This window comes from Streptomyces sp. CA-210063 (assembly GCF_024612015.1).
GTDB lineage: Bacteria > Actinomycetota > Actinomycetes > Streptomycetales > Streptomycetaceae > Streptomyces.
The window spans coordinates 960,491-981,833 of record NZ_CP102512.1 but is presented as its reverse complement, the minus strand read 5'-3'; the positions used below and the strand labels follow the sequence as shown (position 1 = coordinate 981,833).

The 21,343-nt window shown below is 72.0% G+C and carries 20 protein-coding genes and 1 tRNA gene; 8 read left to right on the top strand and 13 right to left on the bottom strand.

What is annotated here, in order from left to right:
- Nucleotides 1-34: 34 nt before the first annotated feature.
- Nucleotides 35-301, bottom strand: coding sequence for a hypothetical protein (locus JIX56_RS04295; protein WP_257537422.1), 267 nt, complete (start codon nucleotides 299-301; stop codon nucleotides 35-37).
- A 440-nt stretch (nucleotides 302-741) separates the two neighbouring features.
- Here JIX56_RS04295 and JIX56_RS04290 point away from each other — a divergent pair, with 440 nt between their 5' ends.
- The 3 genes from JIX56_RS04290 (at nucleotide 742) to JIX56_RS04280 (ending at nucleotide 5,398) form a co-directional block, all read left to right on the top strand.
- Nucleotides 742-2,568, top strand: coding sequence for a glycoside hydrolase family 15 protein (locus JIX56_RS04290; protein WP_257537421.1), 1,827 nt, complete (start codon nucleotides 742-744; stop codon nucleotides 2,566-2,568).
- 378 nt (nucleotides 2,569-2,946) lie between these two features.
- Nucleotides 2,947-3,861, top strand: coding sequence for a glutathione S-transferase C-terminal domain-containing protein (locus tag JIX56_RS04285; RefSeq protein WP_257537420.1), 915 nt, complete (start codon nucleotides 2,947-2,949; stop codon nucleotides 3,859-3,861).
- A 175-nt stretch (nucleotides 3,862-4,036) separates the two neighbouring features.
- A complete protein-coding gene (locus JIX56_RS04280; RefSeq protein WP_257537419.1) occupies nucleotides 4,037-5,398 on the top strand; it encodes an amidohydrolase family protein in 1,362 nt (453 codons plus the stop codon).
- 32 nt (nucleotides 5,399-5,430) lie between these two features.
- Here the strand turns inward: JIX56_RS04280 and JIX56_RS04275 are convergent, their stop codons facing one another.
- The 4 genes from JIX56_RS04275 to JIX56_RS04260 form a co-directional block, all read right to left on the bottom strand.
- Nucleotides 5,431-5,766, bottom strand: a complete 336-nt coding sequence (locus JIX56_RS04275; protein WP_257537418.1) for a DUF3140 domain-containing protein — start codon at nucleotides 5,764-5,766, stop codon at nucleotides 5,431-5,433.
- A 51-nt stretch (nucleotides 5,767-5,817) separates the two neighbouring features.
- Nucleotides 5,818-6,300, bottom strand: a complete 483-nt coding sequence (locus JIX56_RS04270; RefSeq protein ID WP_257537417.1) for a Dps family protein — start codon at nucleotides 6,298-6,300, stop codon at nucleotides 5,818-5,820.
- 13 nt (nucleotides 6,301-6,313) lie between these two features.
- Complete coding sequence (locus JIX56_RS04265) at nucleotides 6,314-6,589, bottom strand: WhiB family transcriptional regulator (protein ID WP_257537416.1); 276 nt, start codon at nucleotides 6,587-6,589, stop codon at nucleotides 6,314-6,316.
- 83 nt (nucleotides 6,590-6,672) lie between these two features.
- Complete coding sequence (locus tag JIX56_RS04260; RefSeq protein WP_257537414.1) at nucleotides 6,673-7,482, bottom strand: alpha/beta hydrolase; 810 nt, start codon at nucleotides 7,480-7,482, stop codon at nucleotides 6,673-6,675.
- A 164-nt stretch (nucleotides 7,483-7,646) separates the two neighbouring features.
- Between JIX56_RS04260 and JIX56_RS04255 the strand changes: the two genes are divergently transcribed.
- A complete protein-coding gene (locus JIX56_RS04255) occupies nucleotides 7,647-8,420 on the top strand; it encodes a sulfite exporter TauE/SafE family protein (protein ID WP_257537413.1) in 774 nt (257 codons plus the stop codon).
- 58 nt (nucleotides 8,421-8,478) lie between these two features.
- Here JIX56_RS04255 and JIX56_RS04250 read toward each other — a convergent pair whose 3' ends face one another.
- Nucleotides 8,479-9,036, bottom strand: coding sequence for a DUF309 domain-containing protein (locus JIX56_RS04250; RefSeq protein WP_257537412.1), 558 nt, complete (start codon nucleotides 9,034-9,036; stop codon nucleotides 8,479-8,481).
- Nucleotides 9,037-9,135: 99 nt separating this feature from the next.
- Here JIX56_RS04250 and JIX56_RS04245 point away from each other — a divergent pair.
- Nucleotides 9,136-9,209 (top strand) — tRNA-Pro (locus tag JIX56_RS04245).
- 76 nt (nucleotides 9,210-9,285) lie between these two features.
- Here JIX56_RS04245 and JIX56_RS04240 read toward each other — a convergent pair.
- Nucleotides 9,286-9,819 carry a TerD family protein gene (locus JIX56_RS04240; protein ID WP_257537411.1) on the bottom strand — a complete coding sequence of 178 codons (534 nt, stop codon included), beginning with the start codon at nucleotides 9,817-9,819 and terminating at the stop codon, nucleotides 9,286-9,288.
- A gap of 208 nt (nucleotides 9,820-10,027) precedes the next feature.
- On the opposite strand from JIX56_RS04240, the gene JIX56_RS04235 reads away from it, so the two are divergent.
- A complete protein-coding gene (locus tag JIX56_RS04235) occupies nucleotides 10,028-10,483 on the top strand; it encodes an archease (protein ID WP_257537410.1) in 456 nt (151 codons plus the stop codon).
- 210 nt (nucleotides 10,484-10,693) lie between these two features.
- Here the strand turns inward: JIX56_RS04235 and JIX56_RS04230 are convergent, their stop codons facing one another.
- Nucleotides 10,694-12,106 (bottom strand): RtcB family protein, encoded by a 1,413-nt coding sequence (locus JIX56_RS04230; protein WP_257537409.1) that lies wholly within the window; start codon nucleotides 12,104-12,106, stop codon nucleotides 10,694-10,696.
- A 155-nt stretch (nucleotides 12,107-12,261) separates the two neighbouring features.
- Between JIX56_RS04230 and JIX56_RS04225 the strand changes: the two genes are divergently transcribed.
- Nucleotides 12,262-13,371, top strand: a complete 1,110-nt coding sequence (locus tag JIX56_RS04225; protein WP_257537408.1) for a CapA family protein — start codon at nucleotides 12,262-12,264, stop codon at nucleotides 13,369-13,371.
- Nucleotides 13,372-13,576: 205 nt separating this feature from the next.
- Here the strand turns inward: JIX56_RS04225 and JIX56_RS04220 are convergent, their stop codons facing one another.
- The 4 genes from JIX56_RS04220 to JIX56_RS04205 all read right to left on the bottom strand — a co-directional run bounded on the left by JIX56_RS04220 (nucleotide 13,577) and on the right by JIX56_RS04205 (nucleotide 17,935).
- Nucleotides 13,577-14,227 carry a phosphoribosyltransferase gene (locus JIX56_RS04220; RefSeq protein WP_257537407.1) on the bottom strand — a complete coding sequence of 217 codons (651 nt, stop codon included), beginning with the start codon at nucleotides 14,225-14,227 and terminating at the stop codon, nucleotides 13,577-13,579.
- Between the two features lie 89 nt (nucleotides 14,228-14,316).
- The gene (locus JIX56_RS04215; protein ID WP_257550720.1) at nucleotides 14,317-14,973 is read right to left on the bottom strand and encodes a dienelactone hydrolase family protein; all 657 of its coding nucleotides are present in this window, start codon (nucleotides 14,971-14,973) and stop codon (nucleotides 14,317-14,319) included.
- 20 nt (nucleotides 14,974-14,993) lie between these two features.
- Nucleotides 14,994-16,763, bottom strand: a complete 1,770-nt coding sequence (gene polX / locus JIX56_RS04210; protein WP_257537406.1) for a DNA polymerase/3'-5' exonuclease PolX — start codon at nucleotides 16,761-16,763, stop codon at nucleotides 14,994-14,996.
- Between the two features lie 68 nt (nucleotides 16,764-16,831).
- On the bottom strand, nucleotides 16,832-17,935 hold the full coding sequence (locus tag JIX56_RS04205; RefSeq protein ID WP_257537405.1) for a baeRF2 domain-containing protein: 1,104 nt from the start codon (nucleotides 17,933-17,935) through the stop codon (nucleotides 16,832-16,834).
- A 160-nt stretch (nucleotides 17,936-18,095) separates the two neighbouring features.
- Here JIX56_RS04205 and JIX56_RS04200 point away from each other — a divergent pair, with 160 nt between their 5' ends.
- Entirely contained in the window at nucleotides 18,096-18,785 is a 690-nt protein-coding gene (locus JIX56_RS04200; protein WP_257537404.1) for an endonuclease, read from the top strand.
- Nucleotides 18,786-19,441: 656 nt separating this feature from the next.
- On the opposite strand, the gene JIX56_RS04195 is transcribed toward JIX56_RS04200, so the two are convergent.
- Entirely contained in the window at nucleotides 19,442-21,337 is a 1,896-nt protein-coding gene (locus tag JIX56_RS04195) for a helix-turn-helix domain-containing protein (RefSeq protein WP_257537403.1), read from the bottom strand.
- Nucleotides 21,338-21,343 lie beyond the last annotated feature (6 nt).

Genomic DNA, 21,343 nt, shown 5'->3' with positions numbered 1-21,343 from the left:
TCATCACATGAGACGAGGGCTTCAGCCCGGCAGGTCAGAGCCCTAGCCCCTGGACCATCTCGTCGACGACCACCCGGCACCGTGGCAAGGGTCGGCGGGCCGCTCGCGAAGGTGCCGTGTCGCCGGCCGCCCGCGCCGGCCGGTCCGTCGGCGCGGCCACCGGGATGTCCCGCAGCCACTGCTGGACGACCCGCACCGGGACGCCGTTGCGGAGCGCGGCGTCCCCGGCCGTGAGCCTGCCGGAGAGGATGTCCGCGAGGATGCGGATCCGCTCGGTGGGGGAAATCTCCGAGGCTTTCAAGAGCGGTCCTTTCCGTGGGCGTTCACCGGTGGATGACCGTGCGCCCTCAGCAGCTTCGGACCGTGTGAGAGAGCGGTCCTTACCGTTTCGTGGCCCGCGACCGTCAGGAAGATGAAGAACCGCGAACTCCGCCGCTCCCCGAACCGCCCGGTCACCCTCCCGGCCGAGTACCGGGGTGGCCCCCGGGCAGTCCTCCCGTGCCGCACCTGTCGAACGATCCTCGGCCGATCCCGCCGTACGAGGTGGGTCGGGTCCCTCGATGACAAAGGCCCACAGGAGCGCCCCTCCAGCGGCGCGGGGAACCGCGCGACCAGCCACGAACCGGCCCGCACGCGACCACCTGCCGAAGCGCCCACCGCCCTCGATCCCCACCCACCGCCCGACAACTCGAACGCCCCGCCCCACATGCCCCCACCCCCGAACCCCCCGAAACTGACCCCATGCCGGGACAGCCCAGCCGCATCGAGGACTACGCCCTCATCGGCGACCTCCTCACTGCCGCCCTCGTCGGCAGGGACGGCAGCGTCGACTGGCTCTGCCTCCCCCGCTTCGACTCACCCGCCTGCTTCGCCGCACTCCTCGGCGACGAGGACAACGGCCGCTGGCGCATCGCCCCGGCGGACGAGAGCGGCCCGTACGCCCGCCGCCGCTACCGGGACGACACGCTGATCCTGGAGACCGAGTGGGAGACGGTCGACGGCCAGGTCCTGGTCACCGACTTCATGCCGTGCCGGAAGACCGGCGCCCCCTGCGTCGTACGCATCGTCGAGGGCCTCTCCGGCACCGTCGACATGCGCATGGAACTGCGACTCCGCTTCGACTACGGCCGGGTCCTGCCCTGGATGCGACGGCGCGACGGGCACCTGACGGGCATCGCCGGACCCGAGTCGGTGTGGCTGCGCACCCCCGTCCGGCCGACCGCACACGGCACCGCCCACACCGCCGTCTTCCGGGTCACGGCCGGCGAACGCGTCCCGTTCGTGCTCACCTGGCACCCCTCCCACCTGCCCGCACCGGAAGCGGCGGACGCGTTCGAGGCGCTGCGCACCACGGAGGCGTACTGGCGGCGCTGGCTGCGGAGACTGTCGTACGACGGGCCGTACCGCGACGCCGTCGCCCGCTCCCTGATCACCCTCAAGGCCCTCACCTACGAGCCGACCGGCGGCATCGTCGCCGCCCCGACCACGTCCCTCCCGGAGGAGATCGGCGGGATCCGGAACTGGGACTATCGCTTCTGCTGGCTGCGGGACGCCGGTATGACCCTGGAGGCGTTGCTGCGCAGCGGCTTCACCGCCGAGGCGGACGCCTGGCGGGGCTGGCTGGAGCGGGCGGTGGCCGGACGGCCCGAGGACGTGCAGATCATGTACGGCATCGCGGGGGAGCGCCGGCTCACCGAATGGGAGGCCGACTGGCTGCCGGGCTACGAGGGTTCGCGCCCGGTGCGCATCGGCAACGCGGCCGCCGGACAGCGACAGCTCGACGTACCCGGCGAGGTGATGGACGCCATCCATCTGGCGATCGGCTGCGGACTGCGCCCGCGCCGGCACCTGATCGAACTCCAGGCGGTCCTCCTCGACCACCTGGAGCAGGTGTGGTCCGAGCCCGACCAGGGCCTGTGGGAGATGCGCGGCGCCCCACGCCACTACACGCACTCCAAGGTGATGTGCTGGGTCGCCTTCGACCGGGCGGTCCGGCTGGCCGAGGAACACGCCCGCCCCGGCCCCGTGGAGAAGTGGCGCGCGGTCCGCGAGCGCATCCACCGCGAGGTCTGCGAGAAGGCCTTCGACCCGGCACGGGGCACCTTCACCCAGTCGTACGGCTCCCGTGAACTCGACGCCGCGCTGCTGCAGATCCCGCAGACCGGGTTCCTGCCGCCGGACGACCCGCGCGTGATCGGCACCATCGAGGCCGTGCGGCGCGAACTCGTCGGAGACGGGCTCGTGGCCCGCTACTCGGCCGGCACCGCCGACTCCCCGGACGGCCTCACCGGCGGCGAGGGTGCCTTCCTCGCCTGCTCCTTCTGGCTCGCGGACGCCCTGCGACTGACCGGCCGCGAGGACGAGGCCCGCGCCCTCTACGAACGGCTGCTGGCACTGCGCAACGACGTCGGGCTGCTCGCCGAGGAGTACGACCCCCGCGCCCGCCGCCACCTCGGCAACTTCCCCCAGGCGTTCACGCACGTCCCGCTCATCCGGGTCGCCTACGAGCTCGACCGCCACGCCGTCCACGCCCGCCGCGGCACCCCGAAGGCGCCACCGCCGGACTAGGGCCCTGCTGATGCTCGGCGACCGGCCGCCCAGGCTCTGGGAGTGTCCACCCCTCGGACACCCCTCCTCATTCCTCGGACACCTTCTTGACGCGGGGCGTGGGCGGCTCGACACTCCAGGTGGGGTATTCCTAGTGAATGGGTAGGGAATGATGGGGCGCCTGGAGCCGGTGGTCACTCGTGTGCCTTGCGCACGCCGGCAGTCCCTTCTGCTGACCTCCCGCCGTCACATCGATCTGCTGCGCGTCTGCAGCGCGACACACCCCGTGAGAGTCGCCGGCCCTCTGGGCTGAGCCGCCGACGTGGCGCGCCGCCGCGCCCGTACCTCCGTTCACTCCCGCAACCGCTGTGCCGCGCACCAGAACCCCCGGGGAGACACATGTCCGTCATGCCCGTCCACGCCCTGAACGCCGTCCCGTCGCCGCGGCCCCTGCCCGCCTTCCGTGGCAGGATCGGCTGCGACGCGCGCAGCGGCCACTACGCCGTGCCGCGCCGCTACCGCCTCCATCTTTCTCTGTCGTGTCCGGGCGACCTGCGCATCGCCGTGATACACAGCCTCCTCGGGCTGGCGGACGTCTGTCCCGTGACCCTCCTGCCCGCCGTGCCCGACGGACCCGGCGACGAGCACGCCGCGCTGCGCCCGCTGTACGAGGCGAGCGCGCACCGCTACACCGGAGCGGCCGTGGCGCCGGTCCTCAGCGACGACTGGTCCGGACGCATCGTCAGCACCCACGCCCCCGACATCATGCGCGACCTCGCCCGGCGCTTCGGCGGCGGCCGCCCCGAGCTGTACCCCGAGGGCGCCGAGGCCGAGATCGAGGGCGTCGCCCGCCTCTGCGAGCAGGGTGTCGACGGCCCCGCGCAACGTGCCGGAGGCGCCGACGCCGACGACGCGGAACGCCGCGACGCGCTCGGCTCCCTGCTGCGCACCCTGCGCTCACTGGACGCCCGGCTCGCCGTGCAGGAGTACGTCCTCGGCGGCGAACTCACCGCGGCCGACGCCGAGTTGTGGGTCACCCTGGTACGGCTCGACACCGTGCACCGCCGGCACCTGGACGCCTCCGCCGTGCACCGTGTCGCCGACCACCCGCACCTGTGGGCGTACGCCCGCCGCCTGACCGCCCACCCCGCCTTCGGCCCCCACCTCGACCTCGACGGCATCGCCCGCCGCCACCACGCGCGGTGCCAGGGCCTGGAGGCGGCCGGCGCGGCCATGCGGATCGTGGACTGGGCCTCCCACGTCCCGGAGCGGTCCCTCGCGGCAGGCGGACGGACGTCCCAGGTGCTGGACTGACGCGGACAGCGGCGCGCCGACCCCGCGTGACGTACGGCCACCCGAAAAGCGCGCCCCGTCGAGGCTGCCGGTCGGTCGTCCCCACCGTCGGCCGCGTCATGGCGACGGTCCCCGACCTCCCCGCATACTGACTGTCCGTCAGCATTCACGCGGAAGACCTCTGGGAGGAACGGCGATGACCCATCGGATGCTCCTGCGCTCGGGCCATGTCGTCTCGATGGATCCGGCCATCGGTGACCTGGCCCGGGGAGACATCCTCGTCGAGGACGGGAAGATCGCCGCCGTCGAGCCCGAGATCGGCGCCGACGTCGACGCCGAGGTGCTCGACATGACCGGCCGTATCGTCATCCCCGGCTTCGTCGACACCCATCGCCACACCTGGGAGGCGTCGATCCGAGGCTGCGCCCCCGACGCCACCCTCGACGACTACTTCGTCGACGTCCTCGACACCTTCGCGCCCGTCTACACCCCCGAGGACGTGTACGCCGGCAACCTGGCCGGCACCCTGGAGTGCCTCAACGCGGGCATCACCACCCTCGTCGACTGGTCGCACATCAACAACACGCCCGAGCACCCGGACGCCGCGATCCGGGCGCTGACGGAGACCGGCATCCGCGCCCAGTACGCGTACGGCAGCGCCAACACCTCACTCGCCGACTACTGGTTCGACAGCAAGATCGCGGTACCCGGCGACGACGTACGCCGCGTCCGCGCCGAGCACTTCGCCTCCGACGACGGCCTTCTCACCATGGCCCTGGCCACCCGCGGCCCCGGCTTCTGCGCCAACGACGTCGTCACCCGGGAATGGGGCCTCGCCCGCGAGCTGGGCATCCCCCTCACCGTGCACGTCGCCATGGGCCGCCTGGCCGGACGCTTCGGCATGGTCAAGCAGCTGCACGAGCTGGGCCTGCTCGGCTCCGACACGACCTACGTCCACTGCTGTCACCTCAGCGAGGAGGAGTGGCGGATGGTGGCCGACAGCGGCGGCACGGTGTCCATCGCCGCCCAGGTGGAGACCCAGATGGGGCACGGCTGGCCGCCCGTGATGCAGGCGATCGAACACGGACTGCGGCCGTCCCTGAGCATCGACGTCGTCACCACCGTGCCCGGCGACATGTTCACCCAGATCCGGGCGGCCTTCGCTGCCGAACGAGCCCGGGTCAACGCCGACTGCTGGCAGGCCAACCTTCCCGTGCCGGACACGATGTTGACGGCACGTCAGATGCTGGGGATCGCCACCCTCAACGGAGCCCATGTGGCCGGAGTGGAGGACCGTACCGGCTCCCTCACCCCCGGCAAGCGGGCCGACATCGTCGCCCTCGACGCCACCGCCCTCAACATGGCGCCCGTGTACGACGCGGCCGCCGCCGTGACGCTGAGCGCGGACGTCTCCAACGTGGACACGGTCATCGTCGACGGTGTGGTCCGCAAGCGCGACGGCCGACTCCTCGCCGACACCGGCCGGGCCCGCCGCCTGGTGGAGGAGTCCCGGGACCGGCTGGTCGCGGCCGCGGAGGCCAGGAAGCGGAACGCGTGACGCACCAAGGCCGGACCCCGTGAAGACTTTTCCTACGACGGTTTCAGCGGGTCGTGGCCCAGCGTCATCAACTGGTGGCGGCGGTGCGTGCTGTCGGCCTCCGGCTCGTTCTCCGGGTCCCGCCGCGCGGTGACCGTGTCCACGACCTTGTACATGATCCGCACGTCGTCGTCCGTGAGGTCCGTGCGTCGTTTCTGCAGGATCGCCAGGACGTGCTGCCCGGTCGGCGAGCCTGGATGCTCCGGCAGCGGCTCCGTCTCCTCACCGGCGTACCGAGTCTTCAACCAGGCCGCCAGCTCCTGCGAGGTCATGTTCACCACGCGGTGGAACTCCTCCCAGAGCGCGTCGAGTTCAAGGGTGTCGGTCATGGGGGTGCCTCTTCCCGGACGGGGTCTTCGTGCGGCCGCTCGGACGGTGCGTCAGTCCTCGCGCGGCCAGTTCTCCGCGTCGAACATCCAGCGCTGCTTCTCCAGCTCGTAGGTGAGGGAGATGAGCAGGTCCTGCGTGACCTTGTCGGCGCCCTCGGTGGCGTCGATACGTTCGCGCAGCCGCCCGATCGCCGTCTCCAGCGCCTCCACCAGCATCCGTACGACCTCGGTGTCCCGCAGCCAGCCGTCCTTCGGCCCCTGGAGGTCGAACCGCGCCGCCACGGTCTCGGGCCGGCCGTCCGGGGCGACCCCGAGCGCCGCGGCGCGTTCGGCGACCTGGTCGGCGAACGCCCGTGCCGTGGACACCACCTCGTCGAGCTGGAGGTGGATCGAACGGAACCTGGGGCCCACGATGTTCCAGTGGGCCTGCTTCCCGATCAGCGAGAGCCCCAGCAGATCCACCAGGCTCTCCTGCAGAGCGTCGCCCGCGATCCGGCGGGCGGGCTCGGGCAGTGTGCTCCTCACCATCGTCATGACGCGTTACTCCTCATCGCTTCGTACCGGCGAACGCTTCGTGCCGGGCGGCATCGGCGCTCCCGGCCCTGCGGAGCAGTTCGGTGCGCTCCTCCTCGTCCATGCCGCCCCACACGCCGGCCGTCTGCCCGTTGCCGAGCGCCCAGTTCAGGCACTGGCGGCGCACCGGGCAGCGGGCGCAGACGCGCTTGGCGGCGGCGACGTCGTCGAGCGCCGGTCCTGTGGTGCCCACGGGGAAGAACAGTTCGGGGTCCTCTCCCACGCAGGCCGCTCTCCGCAACCACTCCATGCGGGGCCGGGTGCCCAGGACGGATGGGGGAAAACGCCGCATCCCGGAGCCCGCGGAACGGACCCCTCCGTCAGCCGTGAGCCTCAGCGCGCGAGTACGCCGCCCACGAACTCCCTGACATCCGCCAGCACTTCGCCCTTGTTCGTCTCGTTGAACACCTCGTGCCGGGCGCCCGGATAGACGCGCTCGGTCCACTCGGTACCGCGGAACTCCTCGATCCCCGTACGGCTGCCGGGCAGCGGCACGATCCGGTCGTCGTCGCCGTGCAGCCACAGCAACGGGAGCGAACCGATGGCCCCGCTCTTCGAGATCGTCTCCAGGGCGCGGTCGAAGGCCTCCAGCGTCGGCCGCTTGAACGGGCCGTGCCACACCAGCGGATCGTTCGCGTACGTGGCCCCGACCGTCATGTCCCGCGAGAGCAGCTTCGGGTCGAGCGGGACGTCGGGCACCTCCGGCGGTGCGAGCAGCTTCCTCAGCGGCTGCCAGATACCGATCACCGGCCCGGACAGCACGACCGCGGCGAGCCCGGAGCCGTACCGCTGGGCGTACCGCGCGGCGATCAGACCGCCCATGGAGTGGCCGATCAGCACCACCGGCAGACGCGGGTACGCGGTCCGGGCCAGCTCCTCCACCGTGTGCACATCGGTGACCACGTCCTCGAAGTCCTCGATCAGCACCCGCTCGCCCGCCGACCTGCCGTGCCCCATGTGGTCGGGACCGAACACCGCCGCCCCGTGATCCACCAGGGCATCGGCCACGTGCTCGTACCGGCCGATGTGTTCCCCGTAGCCGTGCACCAGGAGCACGATGTACCGCGCCCTCTCACACGGCCATTCCCGTGCGGTGACACCGCCGCGTGTGCCGGCGAAGCCGTGCTCGCGCGAGTCGGCCATGTCTCCTCCCACTACGTCGGCGAAGGTACCCGGGGGATCTTGCCAGCCCACCGGACGATGGTCCATGGGATGGCCGGGGCGAAACCCGAACCGGCCGACGGCGGGGTCAACTGGCGAGACGGTCCTGACGCGGGCCGATAGGTGCGCATAGCATCGGACCCCGCATGAACACGATGACTCTCTGGCACCTGTCCACGGCCGAGTTCGCGGCCCTCGCCTTCGCCGCCCTGCTCGTCGGCTTCTCGAAGACCGCCGTGAGCGGTGCCAACACGGTCAGCCTCGCGATCTTCGCGGCGGTCCTGCCCGCCCGCGCCTCGACCGGCGTCCTTCTGCCGATCCTCATCGTCGGGGACGTCCTCGCCGTGCTCACCTACCGCAGGCACGCCCACTGGCCCACCCTGTGGAAGCTCTTCCCGGCGGTCGGCGCCGGCGTCGTCTTCGGCACCCTGTTCCTGATCTGGGCCGACGACCAGATCGTACGAACCTCGATCGGCGCGATCCTGCTGCTGATGACGGCCGTCACCGTCTGGCGCCGCCGCACGGTCGACAAGGACGACGAACCCGACGCGATCACGACCCGCGCCGGCCGCGTCAAGGCCCGCTCGTACGGCGTCCTCGGCGGCTTCACCACCATGGTCGCCAACGCCGGCGGCCCCGTGATGTCCATGTACCTGCTCTCGGCGGGCTTCCGGAAGCTCGGTTTCCTCGGTACGTCGGCCTTCTTCTTCCTCATCGTCAACGTCTCCAAGGTCCCCTTCAGCGTGGGCCTCGGCCTCATCGACGCCCACTCCCTGCTGCTGGACGCCGCACTCGCCCTGTTCGTCGTGCCGGGCGCCTTCCTCGGCAAGTGGGCCGTGAACCGCATCAACCAGAAGGTGTTCGAGCAGCTGGTGATCGCGGCGACGATCGTGGGCGGCCTGCAACTCCTGCTCCGCTGACGACCCGGCGCGCTCAACTGCGGTGCCCGCGTGGGCGGCCCGTGGGACAGGCGCTCCCTCAGCGGGCGGGCGGCCGCGCGAACCCCTCGCCCCCGTCCTCGCCCCCACGCAGCCGCGGCGCCCACGCCCCCGCGTCCACCGCACGCCCCTCCCGCTCCACGACGTCGGCCAGCTCCCGCGCCCAGGCCCCCACTCCGGCCAGATCGACGCCGTGGGGACGCCGACGGCCACTGCCGGCCCCCCATTGCTCGACGGCCCCGGCGCCGCGCCGCAGCAACCGGGCCCCGCCCTTGACGTTCCCGCGTGCCGAGTGCGTGAGTCCCACCGCGAGCTGGGCCAGGCCCCGCCACAGGGCACGCTCCTCCTCGGGCCCGGACTTCCAGGCGTCCTCGAAGACCTCGTGCGCGTGGAACGGCTTCCCCGCGTCCAACAGCGCCTGCGCCTCGACGACCGTCTCCGCGGGGTCCCGCACGACCCCCTCCGGCTGCCGCTCCACACCCCGCGCCCCGTACGGCAACGGCCGCCCCAGCCCGTCCCGCGGCCGCGCACTCCGCGCCCGCCCCTCCTCGTCCCGGTCCCGCCCCTGTGCCGTCCAGCCATCCGATGTCCCGCTCATGCCCCGATTGTCCCTCGCCCCTCACCGGCCGCGGGGCAGTGGCCGACGTACGGTAAAGTTCTCAGTGCGTGATCACGCGGTTCACCGCGGACAGCGCACCGGGACGTGGCGCAGCTTGGTAGCGCACTTGACTGGGGGTCAAGGGGTCGCAGGTTCAAATCCTGTCGTCCCGACGGTGCGAAGGGTCTTCGCAGGCGAGAGCCTGTGAGGGCCCTTTTCCGCGTGGATCGTCACCGGCTTCCAAGGTGGTCAGGGCTGTGGGGTGCTGCCCATCTCCGCGGTGAAGATCGCCGGGTCGCTGTCGAACCCTCGGACCATCTGGTGGAACTCCCAGCCTGCGGAGGTGTCCCGGGTGAACTCCGCCACGGTGGCGGCGGTGGATTCGGCCACCTGTGCGAAGTCGTCCTTGAGCAGTTCTCTGTACCCCTCGAGGACCAGCACTCCGGCGTTCGACAGGTCACCGAAGGTCTTGGGGCCGCTGGTCTGGTGGATCGCCACGCCCACGACCACCCGTGCGAAGGAGGACGCGAGGCGATCGAGTTCCAGGGTCATCACCTCGACGTAGCCGAAGCCCTGACCGGTCTGGCTGTGCCGGCTCATGTTGATGGTGCCGTCGGGGGAGCGGCTGTCGTAGTGGACGATGTACACCGGCCGCCCGTAGGGGGCGTCCGCCGAGTAGGTCGCGGCGATGATGTCGAGATGATGAGGTGGCTGATCCCAGGGACTCGGGTCCCACTTGAGCCGTATCTCGGCCTTTCTCACGCCCTGGCTGTCGCTGCTCACCGGATTGCTGCCTCTCCCGTATCGATCCATCACGGGATGGCCCCCCGCATGGTCAAGTATGGCTGTCCACCATCATGTTGAAGACTCGTTCGGCATCTCCGCAGGTCCGGTCCGCTCCTTCTCGACATCTCGGGTGCGCCCAATGGGCGGTCGACCGAATGGATCTGCGCATGCGGTACCGGGCCGCCGAGCGGGCAGGTGAAGGGGCATGGTCGGCGAATCAGGTGATGACAGGGCGGCGCGACGGCAGGGCGAGGGCGGACACCGGCTGGTGCCGCACACGGCCGACGTGCGCATCGAGGCGTGGGGGGCGAGCCTGGAGTGCTGCCTGGCGGAGGCCGTCATGGGCATGGTGGGCTGCTTCGCGGACGCCTCCACGGTCCGGCCCACCGCCGTGGAGCGGGTGCGGTTCGCCGAGGCCGGCGGCGACGATCTGCTGGCCGCGCTGCTGGACGAGGTGGTCTACCGGCTGGAGGTGTACGGACAGGTGCCCGTCGACGTCGAGGTGGACGCGGACGACAGCGGCCTCGAGGTGCGGCTGGCCGTCGCCGCGCTGGCGGACGTGGAGATCATCGGCGCGACGCCGAAGGGCATCTCCTGGCACGAGCTGCACATCGGGCCGGACGCGTACGGCTGGTCGTGCGCGGTGACCGTCGACGTGTGAGAAGCGGTCGCCTCGGCCCTCGACCCCGCTCACGTGGGGGAAACGGGTGGCCTCGGCCCTCGACCCCGCTCACGTGGGGGAAACGGGTGGCCTCGGCCCTCGACCCCGCTCACGTGGGGGAAACGGGTGGCCTCGGCCCTCGACCCCACTCACGTGGGGAAGCGGGTCGCCTCGGCCCTCGACCCCACTCACGTGGGGAAGCGGGTCGCCTCAGCCCTTGACCACGCCCAGTGGAACCAGCCGGGCCACCGTGCGGCACAACCCCGCCGCCTCGCTCGCGGCGACCACCTCACCGACGTCCTTGTACGCCTCCGGGGTCTCCTCGGCCAGGCCCCGCAACGACTTCGGGCGCACCGCGATGCCGTCCGCCTCCAGCCGGGCCCGCAGCTTCTCGCCGGTGACCGTGCGTGCGGCCCGGTGTCGGCTCATCACGCGGCCGGCGCCATGGCAGGTGGAGAAGAAGGCGTCGCCGCCGGGCACCCCGGCCAGGACGTACGAGGCCGTGCCCATCGTTCCCGGGATCAGCACCGGCTGCCCGAACTCCCGTAGGTCATCGGGCAGTTCGGGGTGGCCGGGCGGGAAGGCGCGGGTGGCGCCCTTACGGTGCACACACAGGCGTCGCCGCGCTCCGGCCACGGTGTGGGTCTCGATCTTGGCGAGGTTGTGGGACACGTCGTACACCAGTGAGAGGCTCACGCCCGAGGCTTTCTCGAAGATCCGGCGGGCGGCGTGGGAGAGCAACTGGCGGTTGGCGCGGCCGTAGTTGGCGGCGGCGGCCATCGCGCCCAGATAGTCCCGCCCCTCCGGGGAGTCGACGGGGGTGCAGGCCAGCTGCCGGTCGGGCACGGTGATGCCGTACCGGCTCATGGCGTGGTCCATCGTCCGGACGTGATCGGTGCAGATCTGGTGCCCCAGGCCGCGCGAACCGCAGTGGATCATCACGCACACCTGGCCGACGGAGAGCCCGAAGGCGGCGGCGACCCGCTCGTCGTACACCTCGGCGACCTGCTGGACCTCCAGGAAGTGGTTGGCGGATCCCAGGCTGCCGACCTGCCCGAGGCCGCGCTCCCGCGCCCGCGCGCTGACCTGCGTCACGTCGGCGTCGGCGACCGCCCCGCCGTCCTCGCAGCGGGTCAGGTCGCGCTGTTCGCCGTACCCCTCCTGAACGGCGTACCGGGAGCCGCCGCGCAGGATCCGCTCCAGTTGTCCGGGGCCGGTCATCCGCCATACGCCGCCGGGGCCCGCGCCGCGCGGGATCGAGCGGTCCAGGGCGTCCATGATCGCGGGTAGTGCGGGCTCCAGGGTCCGCCGGTCGGCGTGGGCGGCCAGCAGCCGCACCCCGCAGGAGATGTCGAAGCCGACCCCGCCGGGCGAGACCACTCCACCGTCGTCGAGGTCGGTCGCGGCCACGCCGCCGATGGGGAAGCCGTAGCCCCAGTGGATGTCCGGCATGGCGTACGAGGCGCCGACGATGCCCGGCAGTGTGGCCACGTTGACGACCTGCTTCAGCGACTGCTCGGCGTCGGCGAGCAGGTCCCGGGAGGCGAACACCAGGCCGGGCACCCGCATGGCTCCCCTGGGGGCGATGCGGTAGCGGTAGGGGCGCTCCTCGATCAGTTCCATCGCGGCCTCCCTTACAGATCCGCCAGCTCTGCCAGCTCCGCCAGATCCGCTGAGAGATCCGCGTACCCCTTCCTCGGGCTCCCTCCCCCTTTCCTCCGTGCCGCCTGCCCCGAGCCCTTGTCGGCACGCCGCCCGCGGGTGCCTAGGGTGAAGGTATGGGCGACGGCGTGGTGACGCTGTTCCTGTGCGGGGACGTGATGCTCGGGCGCGGCGTCGATCAGGTTCTCCCGAACCCCGGTGATCCGGTGTTGCGGGAGGACTACGTCCTGGACGCCCGGTCCTACGTACGGATGGCGGAGGCGGTCGGCGGCCCGATTCCGGCTCCGGTCGATCCGTCCTGGCCGTGGGGCGAGGCGCTGCACGTGCTGGAGGAGGCTGCCCCGGACGTCCGGATCGTGAATCTGGAGACCGCCGTGACGCGCCGTGACGCGTTCGCGCCGGGCAAGGCGGTCCACTACCGCATGCACCCCGACAACCTGCCCGCTCTCACGGTGGCCCGGCCGGACGTCTGCGTGCTGGCCAACAACCACGTGCTGGACTTCGGCCGCGAGGGCCTGGACGAGACACTCGGCTCGCTGGCCCGTGCGGAGCTGCGGACCGCCGGCGCGGGCCGGAACGCGGACGAGGCGTACGCGCCCACGGCGATCTCCCTCAACCCCGCCGGCCGTGTCCTCGTCTTCACCCTCGGTTCGCGCTCCAGCGGCATCCCGTCCAGCTGGGCGGCGGCCGAGGACCGCTCCGGCGTCGCGTACGTCCCCGGACTGTCGGCCTCCGCCGCCGACGCGATGGTTCGGCGAGTGCGGGCCGTCAGGCGTACGAGCGACATCGTGGTGGTGTCCGTGCACTGGGGCTCCAACTGGGGATACCTCGTCCCGCGCGACCAGATCCGCTTCGCGCACACCCTGGTGGACGGCGGTGTCGACATCGTCCACGGACACTCCTCGCACCACCCCCGCTCCGTGGAGGTGTACCGGGAGCGGCTGATCCTCCACGGCTGCGGCGACTTCATCGACGACTACGAGGGCATCCCCGGCTACGAGGAGTACCGCGACGACCTCCGGATCGCCTACCTCGTCACGGTGGCGGCGAGCACGGGACGGCTCACCGGCCTGCGCATGGTCCCCCTGCGCGCCCGCCGCATGCGGCTGGAGCCCGCGCCCGCCGCGGACCGCACCTGGCTCCGCACCACCCTCGACCGCATCAGCCACGGCGTGCGCATCACCCTGGAGACCGACGGCACCCTCACGGCCGAGACCGAACCATGACCCGATGGCTGCGGCTGACCCTGCTCGGCGTGGGCGCGATGAACTCGCCGAGGTTCCTGACCGTCGCCGAGCAGGCCGCAGGCCGCAGGACACGGTGTACGGCGACTGGTCCACGCCCGCATCGGGCGGCCCAGCCTGCGGGCGATCGACGCCGGGGTGAAGCCGCCGGTGGGCGCATGGGGCGTGGAGGGGCGCACGTACGCGTTCAGCGGTCGGCGCCCGTGTGCAGCGCGGCGAGCACGTCCCGGTCGGAGAGCTGGTCGAAGTGCTCGTACCAGAGGCCGACGGCCATGAAGGCGGCCGGACGGTACAGGCAGACCACCTCGTCGACCTCGGCGCGCAGCAGGTCCGACGCCTCCGGCGAGCAGACCGGCACGGCCAGCACGATCCGCTCGGGCGCCTGCCGCCGCACGGCACGCACCGCGGCGCGGGCCGTGACGCCGGTCGCCAGGCCGTCGTCGACGACGATCACGGTACGTCCCCGCACGTCCGGGGCGGGGCGGCCCTCCCGGTAGAGCTGTTCGCGGCGGCGGAGTTCGGCGCGCTCCCGCTCGACCGTCCCGGCGAGGCCGGCTCTGCTCAGGCCCAGCCGGTCCAGGGCGGCCTCGTCGAACAGCGGCTCGTCGTCCCCGGCGATCGCGCCCACACCGAGCTCCTCCTGGAACGGGGCGCCGATCTTGCGGACGACGAGCACGTCGAGCCGGGCGCCCAGCGCCCGGGCCACCTCATGGGCCACGGCGACACCGCCCCGGGGGAGGGCGAGGACGACAGGGTCCGGGAGGGCGCCCTTCTCCTGCCGGATCCGCAGTTGTTCGGCCAGTTTCCGTCCGGCCTGCTTTCGGTCACGGAACTGCATCGCGGATGCCACTCCTTTCGCACAGGGGAGCGAGTCCCGCAGGTCGACGCACGACGGCGGTTCTCACCCGGCCGCGGTCTTCAGAGTTCTCACCCGGCCGCGGTCTTCAGACGGTCGTCGCACCACTGCCGGGCGATGTCGGCGACCCGCTCCAGCGCGCCGGGCTCCTCGAACAGGTGGGTGGCGCCCGGCACGACACGCAGGGTGTGCGGACCGCTCAGCCTGCGGGCGGCCTCCTGGTTGAGCCGCATCACCTGGTGGTCCTCTCCGCCGACGATCAGCAGGACCGGAATCCGTACGGCCTCCAGTGCGTCGCCGGCCAGGTCCGGCCGTCCGCCGCGCGACACCACGGTCAACACGCGGTCGGGCCGCTCGGCGGCGGCGACCAGGGCCGCGCCCGCGCCCGTGCTGGCGCCGAACAGGGCGACGGGAAGGCCCCGGGTGTCGGACTGGACCTCCAGCCAGTCGATCGCGGCCACCAGACGGCGGGCCAGCAGGGTGATGTCGAAGCGGTGCTCGCCGGTCGCCGTGTCGCGCCGCTCCTCTTCCTCGGTGAGCAGGTCGATCAGCAGGGTGCCGAGCCCCGCGGTGCGCAGTTCGGCGGCGACCGCGCGGTTGCGCGGGCTGTGCCGGGAGCTGCCGCTGCCGTGCGCGAACAGCACGACCGCTCGCGCCTGCGTCGGCACGGCGAGGTCGCCCGCGAGCTCCGTGTCGTCGACGGGCACCGTGACCAGTTGGGAGATCATCTGCCTCGTCTTCTTCCTCACTACCTTTGATTTCCTCGATGCCTTCGATGTACCCCGATTAATCCGGTTTTCTCCAGGAAGCGCCGCAGTCGGGAGTGCGGCCAGGTGTTGATCACGTCCTCCTTGGCGAGCCAGCCGCGCTGGGCCGTACCCACGCCGTACCGCATGTGGGCCAGGTGGAGGGTGGAGTGGGCGTCGCTGTCGATCGCGAACTTCACGCCGTGCCGCCGGGCCCGCAGGATGTCCTCGTCGCGCAGGTCGAGCCGGTCCGGATGGGCGTTGATCTCCAGGGCCGTGCCGGTGCGGGCGCAGGCGGCGAAGATCGCGTCGAGGTCGGCGTCGATACCGGGCCGCCTGCCGAGGATGCGGGTGGTGGGGTGGCCGATGATGTTGACGTAAGGGTTCTCGCAGGCCCTCACGATCCGCCGGGTCAGCGCCTCGCGGTCCTGGTTGAAGTGCGAGTGCACCGACGCCACGCACAGGTCGAAGCCGGCCAGGAAGTCGTCCGGCCAGTCCACGCCGCCGTCGGGGGCGATGTTCAGCTCCGCGCCGTGCAGCAGCCGCATGCCGCCCCGCTTGCCGTACGCGCGGTCGAGCTGCCGTACCCGATCGCGCTGGGCGAGTATCCGCTCGTCGGTCATGCGCTGCATGTACAGGTCCGGCCCGTGGTCGGTGATCGCGTAGTAGGCGTAGCCGCGCTCCGCCGCGGACCGGACCATGTCCTCCAGCGGGGCGAGGCCGTCGGTGAGGTCGGTGTGGGTGTGCAGGTCGCCCCGGATGTCGGACTCCGTGACCAGGTCGGGCAGTTCGCCGCGCCGCCCGGCCTCGATCTCGCCGCGGTCCTCGCGCAGCGTGGGCTCGATCCACGGCAGGCCGAGCCGGGCGTACACGTCCTCCTCCGTCGCGGAGACGATCTTCTCGCCGCTCTCGGCGTCGAACAGTCCGTACTCGGAGAGCTTCAGCCCCTGGTGCACGGCGATCTCGCGGATGCGGATGTTGTGCGCCTTGGAGCCGGTGAAGTACAGCAGGGCGGCGCCCCAGGAGTCGGGCGGCACGACCCGAAGGTCGATCGCGAGCCCCTTGCCGGTGCGGACCGACGTCTTCTTGTCGCCGTGGGCGATGACCTCGGTGACGTACGGCAGCTCCGTGAACGCCCGCATCAGGGGCATCGGCTTCTTCGCCGCGGCGAGGACGTCGATGTCGCCGACCGTCTCCCGGAAGCGGCGCAGTGACCCGGCGTACGCGCACCGCCGGCAACCGGTCACGCGGGACAGCGCGGCGACGGTCTCCTCGGCGAGGTCGAGGGCCGCGTCGAGCAGGACGCGGTCCCCGGAGGACCGCAGGAGCTCGATGCCGTGGAGGATCTTCTCCTCCGTCCTGGGGCCGAAGCCCTTCAGGTCGCGCAGGCGCTCCGCGTGGATGGCGTCGGCCAGTTCGTCGACGGAGGAGATTCCCAGTTCCTCGTGGAGCACCATGGCCTTCTTCGGGCCGAGCGTGGGGATGGCCGTCAGCTGCCGGACCCCGGCGGGGATCCTCGCCCGCAGCTTCTCCACGGCGGACACGCTGCCCTCGCGGAAGTACTCGACGACCTTCTCGGCGATCGATGTGCCGACCCCGGGAATCTGCCGCAGGCCCTTCACGTCGAGCGTGTCGACATCGGCGTGGTGACCGCCGATCGCGCGGGCAGCCTTCTCGTAGACGCGCGCCTTGAACGCGTCCCCGCCGGTGATCGAGATCAGGTCCGCGTACTCCTGGAAGAGTGCGGCGACCTCGTCGTTGGACCGAGCCACACCTCCAGGGTAGGCGCGTCAAGGTCGCGACGACTCCCGGAAACCGCCCTTCTCGTCAGGGGTCCCGGTCAGGTGCGCGGCGTCGGATCGGCGTACCGGAGGAGGACGCCGACGCCGTCGTGCAGTCGCAGCTGCTGCTCGGGCACGACGACGAGTTCGGCCCTGGTGTCGACAAGAGCGCGGGTGAGGGCCGCGTCGGCCCGCTCCTCACGGATGTCCTGGATGCCGTAGGAGCGGAGTTCCTGTTCGGTGAGGGCGAGTTGGCTCGGTTCCGGGCCGATCCACAGGCGCAGTGGCGACTCGGGGTGGTTGTTGAGGAAGAGGGCTTTGACCTGACCGCGTTGCAGGGCCGACACGGCCTCGGCCAGGCCCTCGGCCGACGCCCCGTCGCGGGCGCGCTGGGCGAGGAAGCCGGCCAGCAGGGACCGGTCGTGCTCGGCCATACGTCCGCTGAAGAGGCTCTCGAGCCTGTGCTCCAGCAGTGCCCGCCGCGGCTGGGACTCACCGGCGCCCTCGACGGTGGTGACCCGCCCGCGCAGGGGAGCGGGGAGTCGGCGGACGAGAATGCCACGGGCCCAGACGTCCCCCGCGACGACCACCTCCTCGGCGTTGATACGCCGCGCGTGGCCTTCCAGTTCCCCGCCCAGCACCTTGGCGGCGTTGAGCCAGTCGGTCACCGGGATCTCCTCGTTGAGGCGGTGTCCCGGTGTGACCTTGGTCAGGGGCCATACGCCGATCTCGGCCTCGATCCGCACGGTACCGGTGGCGTCCGTGGAGTGACGGCCGCCGTAGTGGACGTGGACCGCCACATAGGGGATCTCGGGGGAGTGCTGGACGATCAGCGGCATGGTGTCGGGCAGCGTTCCGAAGTGCGCCGTGTCGTGTGCGGGGGGCGTGGGCAGCTCGTCCAGCAGGGCCAGCCGGCCGTGCGCGGTGAACACCGCCTGCCCGTGTACGCCGGGGATGTCCATGTCGCCGCCCACGGCGTCCGCCGCCGCGGTGATGGAGGCCTGATCGGCCCCTTCGGATGCCAGGGCGTTCCGCAGGTGCCGCCTGCTCAGGTCCACGGCGGCGTCGGGATCGTCGATGGCGCTGTGGCGGGAGGTGTCCAGGTAGACCGATGCGTAGGGGCCGGGCTGCTTGTACAGGGGTTCGAGGAACGAAAGTCGCATGGTCCACTCCTTCAGGTCCCGCTGCGCGGTCAGGGGATGGCCTGCCTGACGCCATCCGCGGCCACACCCAAGGAATCGATCGGACCTGGACGGGTACCCGGATCGCGCGGGATATGACGCCCTCCGGACGACCGGTGAAACCTTGAACGGGTGATCAGCGATGACCGCGAAGACCGCGAAGACCGATGGGAAGTCCGGCAGGAAGACGACCGGCGCGACGGACGAAGCGGTGGTGCGCGCCCTGCTCGACCGACAGCGGCGCGCCTATACGGCGCAGGCCGGCATCCGGTTGCGCAACACCCCGGCGCCGCTGTATCAGACGCTCGTGCTCGCGACACTCCTCAGCGCCCGTATCCAGGCCGACATCGCCGTGGCAGCGGCCAAGGCGCTGTTCGACGCCGGAATGCGCACCCCGCGGTCGATGGCCGACGCGTCCTGGCAGCAGCGCGTCGACGCACTCGGCGAGGGCGGCTACCGGCGCTACGACGAGCGGACCTCCACGATGCTCGGCAAGGGAGCCGAACTGGTTCTGGAGCGCTATGACGGCGATCTGCGCCGGCTGCGCGAGGAAGCCGACCCGAAGAAGGCCCTGTTGGACATACCCGGGATCGGGCCCACGGGAGCCGACATCTTCCTGCGTGACGTGCAGGGCGTGTGGCCGGAGTTCGCGCCGTACATCGACCGCAAAGCCCTGGACGGGGCCCGACGGCTCGGGCTGCCGGCCTCACCCGAAAAGCTGAGCGGCCTCGTCCCCGACCGCGAGATGCCCCGGCTGGCGGACGGCCTGGTCCACGCGGCCCTCGACAAGCCGCTGGCGGACGAGGTACGCGCGGCCGCCAAGGCAGGGTGACAGCGCCACCGGGGAACCTTGCGAGCGCGGCCCCTGGCGGGGGCCCGGCCAGCGGGGTCGTGGTCGGCGGCGGCCTGCCTCGCGTCCGTGCGTGCCGCGCTGCCGTGCTGCCGTGCGGCCGCGAGGTGCCCGGCGGCAGCTCGCCTGGCGGCAGCCCGCCCCGCGTCCTGCCCGACCCGCAACCGTGATCGCCTGCCGGACGGGGCGCGACGACCGCAATCGGTGGGCAGCCCGGTCACCGGACACCGCACCCATCCCGGCTCTCCGGACACCGCACCCATCCCGGCTCGACGCCACTGACATGCCGCAGGTCTGAACCGTGGCCGTCTCCTGGGACCACGCCTCCCCGGCCGCAAGTCCACCCTCGTCGGGCGGCTGCTGCACGACTCCAAGTCGGGCCCACCCGCGCCACGCTCGGCTGCGGCCTCACGTACCGGCGCGGCGGGCATGCCGGAGGCACACCCCGGCGGCGAGCGGCTGCTGGATCCCGGGCCGCGGCAGCCGGCGAGTCCGGCCCTGTCATGCGTACCGCGACCGTGTCCGACCGCGGCGACCCGCGCTCGCCGGCCGGCGTCGCCGGCCGTGCACGTCGTCACGGCGTCGCGTCCACGGATGAGAGGTCCGCCGGGAGGGCGAATGCGCCGCGTGGCACACGGTCAGCCTCGATAGCCCCGCAGCTTCCGGTACAGCGTGGCGCGGGCGATGCCCAGGGACGCGGCCGCGCGGGCCTTGTTGCCTCCGTTGCGGCGCAGGGCCTCCAGGATGGCGGCGCGTTCGGCGTGTTCCATGGGGCTCAGACGCCGGGCCGCGGGCCCCTCGCGGACGGGGTCCGGCAGTTCGGCGCGCCGGACGGGACCGGACGCGCGGCGGTGCTCAGCCAACGCCCGTACGAGATGCAGGAGTTCGGTGACGTTGCCGGGCCATGGGTGCTGTTCCAGGGCGCGCAGGGCGTCCAGTGTCCAGGTGAGCGGAGGCTGTCCCGGTGTCGGCTTCGGTGCCAGAGCCGTCAGCAACTCCCTTATGTCCTCCGGCCGTTCGCGCAACGTGGGCAGGGTGACCGAGCGCGCGGCCAGTGTGTCCAGGAGCCGTTGGAGGCAGGGGCCAGGGGGAGGCCCGGGGGTGTAGGTGACCAGCAGGGGCGCGCCCGGGTGGGTTTCGAGGAGCGAGTTGAGGGTCGCGGTGTCGGGCTGGGCGAGGCGTTCGACATGGCGGATGAGGAGCGCGTGACCCTCCGTCAGCTCATCGACCACGGAACCGAGTTCGCCCTCCGCCGCGTCGACGACCAGTACGTCGGCGGCCAGTTCGTGAGCGAGCGCCGTCTTCCCGGTGCCGCGCTCACCGACGAGCAGCAGTGGTTCCGGCGACCGGGCCAACTCCGTCGCGCGGCCGACCGCATGCCGCCACGGCACCGATCGTCCGGCCAGTGCCACGACATCCCGCCCGACCGGCGCCGCGGTCGCACGCCCCAGCGGCTCCAGTACCGCCACCGCACCGATGACCGCGCCCCGGTGCGGTACGGGTGAGACCGTCGCCGAACACCTCACACCGTCAGGCAGCCGGACGCGATACGAGCCCGAGGCCGAGCCTGCCGCGGCTGTGGAGCCCGACGCCGAGCCTGCCGCGGCCATGGCTGCGGACACTCGCTGCGAAGCGGCATGGGCGGGCACGCCCGAGGCCCCCTCACCCGCCGACCGCACCCCACCCTCCCCACCGTCCGCGCCCTCCCCACCCTCCCCACCGTCCGCGCCCCGCAGCAGTCCGACCACGCTTCGCTCCAGCGCCTCCAGACCCTCCGGTGACAACAGCCGCCCCGCGGCCTCGCTCACCAGACGATTGCGGCCGTCGAGGGCGACGACCGCCTGCCCCTGGTCCCGTGCGGCCCGCAGATACGCGTCCAGCAGGACCCGTTCCGCCGGCTGCGACCGCGCCAGGAGTTCCGCCTCCACGGCACCGGCCGCGGCCTCGGCGAGCGAGGCCCAGGGATGTGGAACACACTCGGCGCAGAGCCCGGACGTGACCGTCACCGTGCCCAGCGTCTGCCCGGTCTCCGGCGCGAGCACCGGCACGCTGACCGCGGACACGTCCTGCCACAGATCGAGGAAGTGCTCCGGGCCGTGCACCTCGGCGCGACGGCGGATGCGCAGCGCGAGCGCCGCGCTGTTGTGGCCGACCACCTGCTCGGAGAGGTCCTCGCAACAGGGATCGTCCGGCGCGCGCCCGGTCGCCCACAGCACCCGCAGCCGTTCGTCGGTGAGCACGAGGGCCGTCTGCCCGGTGCCTACGGCGGGCGCGAGCCGTTCGAGCACGGGCCGGGCCGCGGCCAACAGGTCGGATGCGGCTGGTCGTACGGGATGTCGTACGGAATTCCGTGGCGCTTCGGGCGCGGGGGCCGGCACGTCGTGTCGTACGCCGAAGAACCGGGCACGCTTCCAGGCGGCGACCACGTCCTCCGGCACACCGTCCGGCAGTGGGCGCTCCTCGAGGAACAGCTCACGGGCCCTGCGCAGCGACGCCAGGGCAGGGAGGACGGAGAGGTGCTCTGCGGTGGTCACGACACC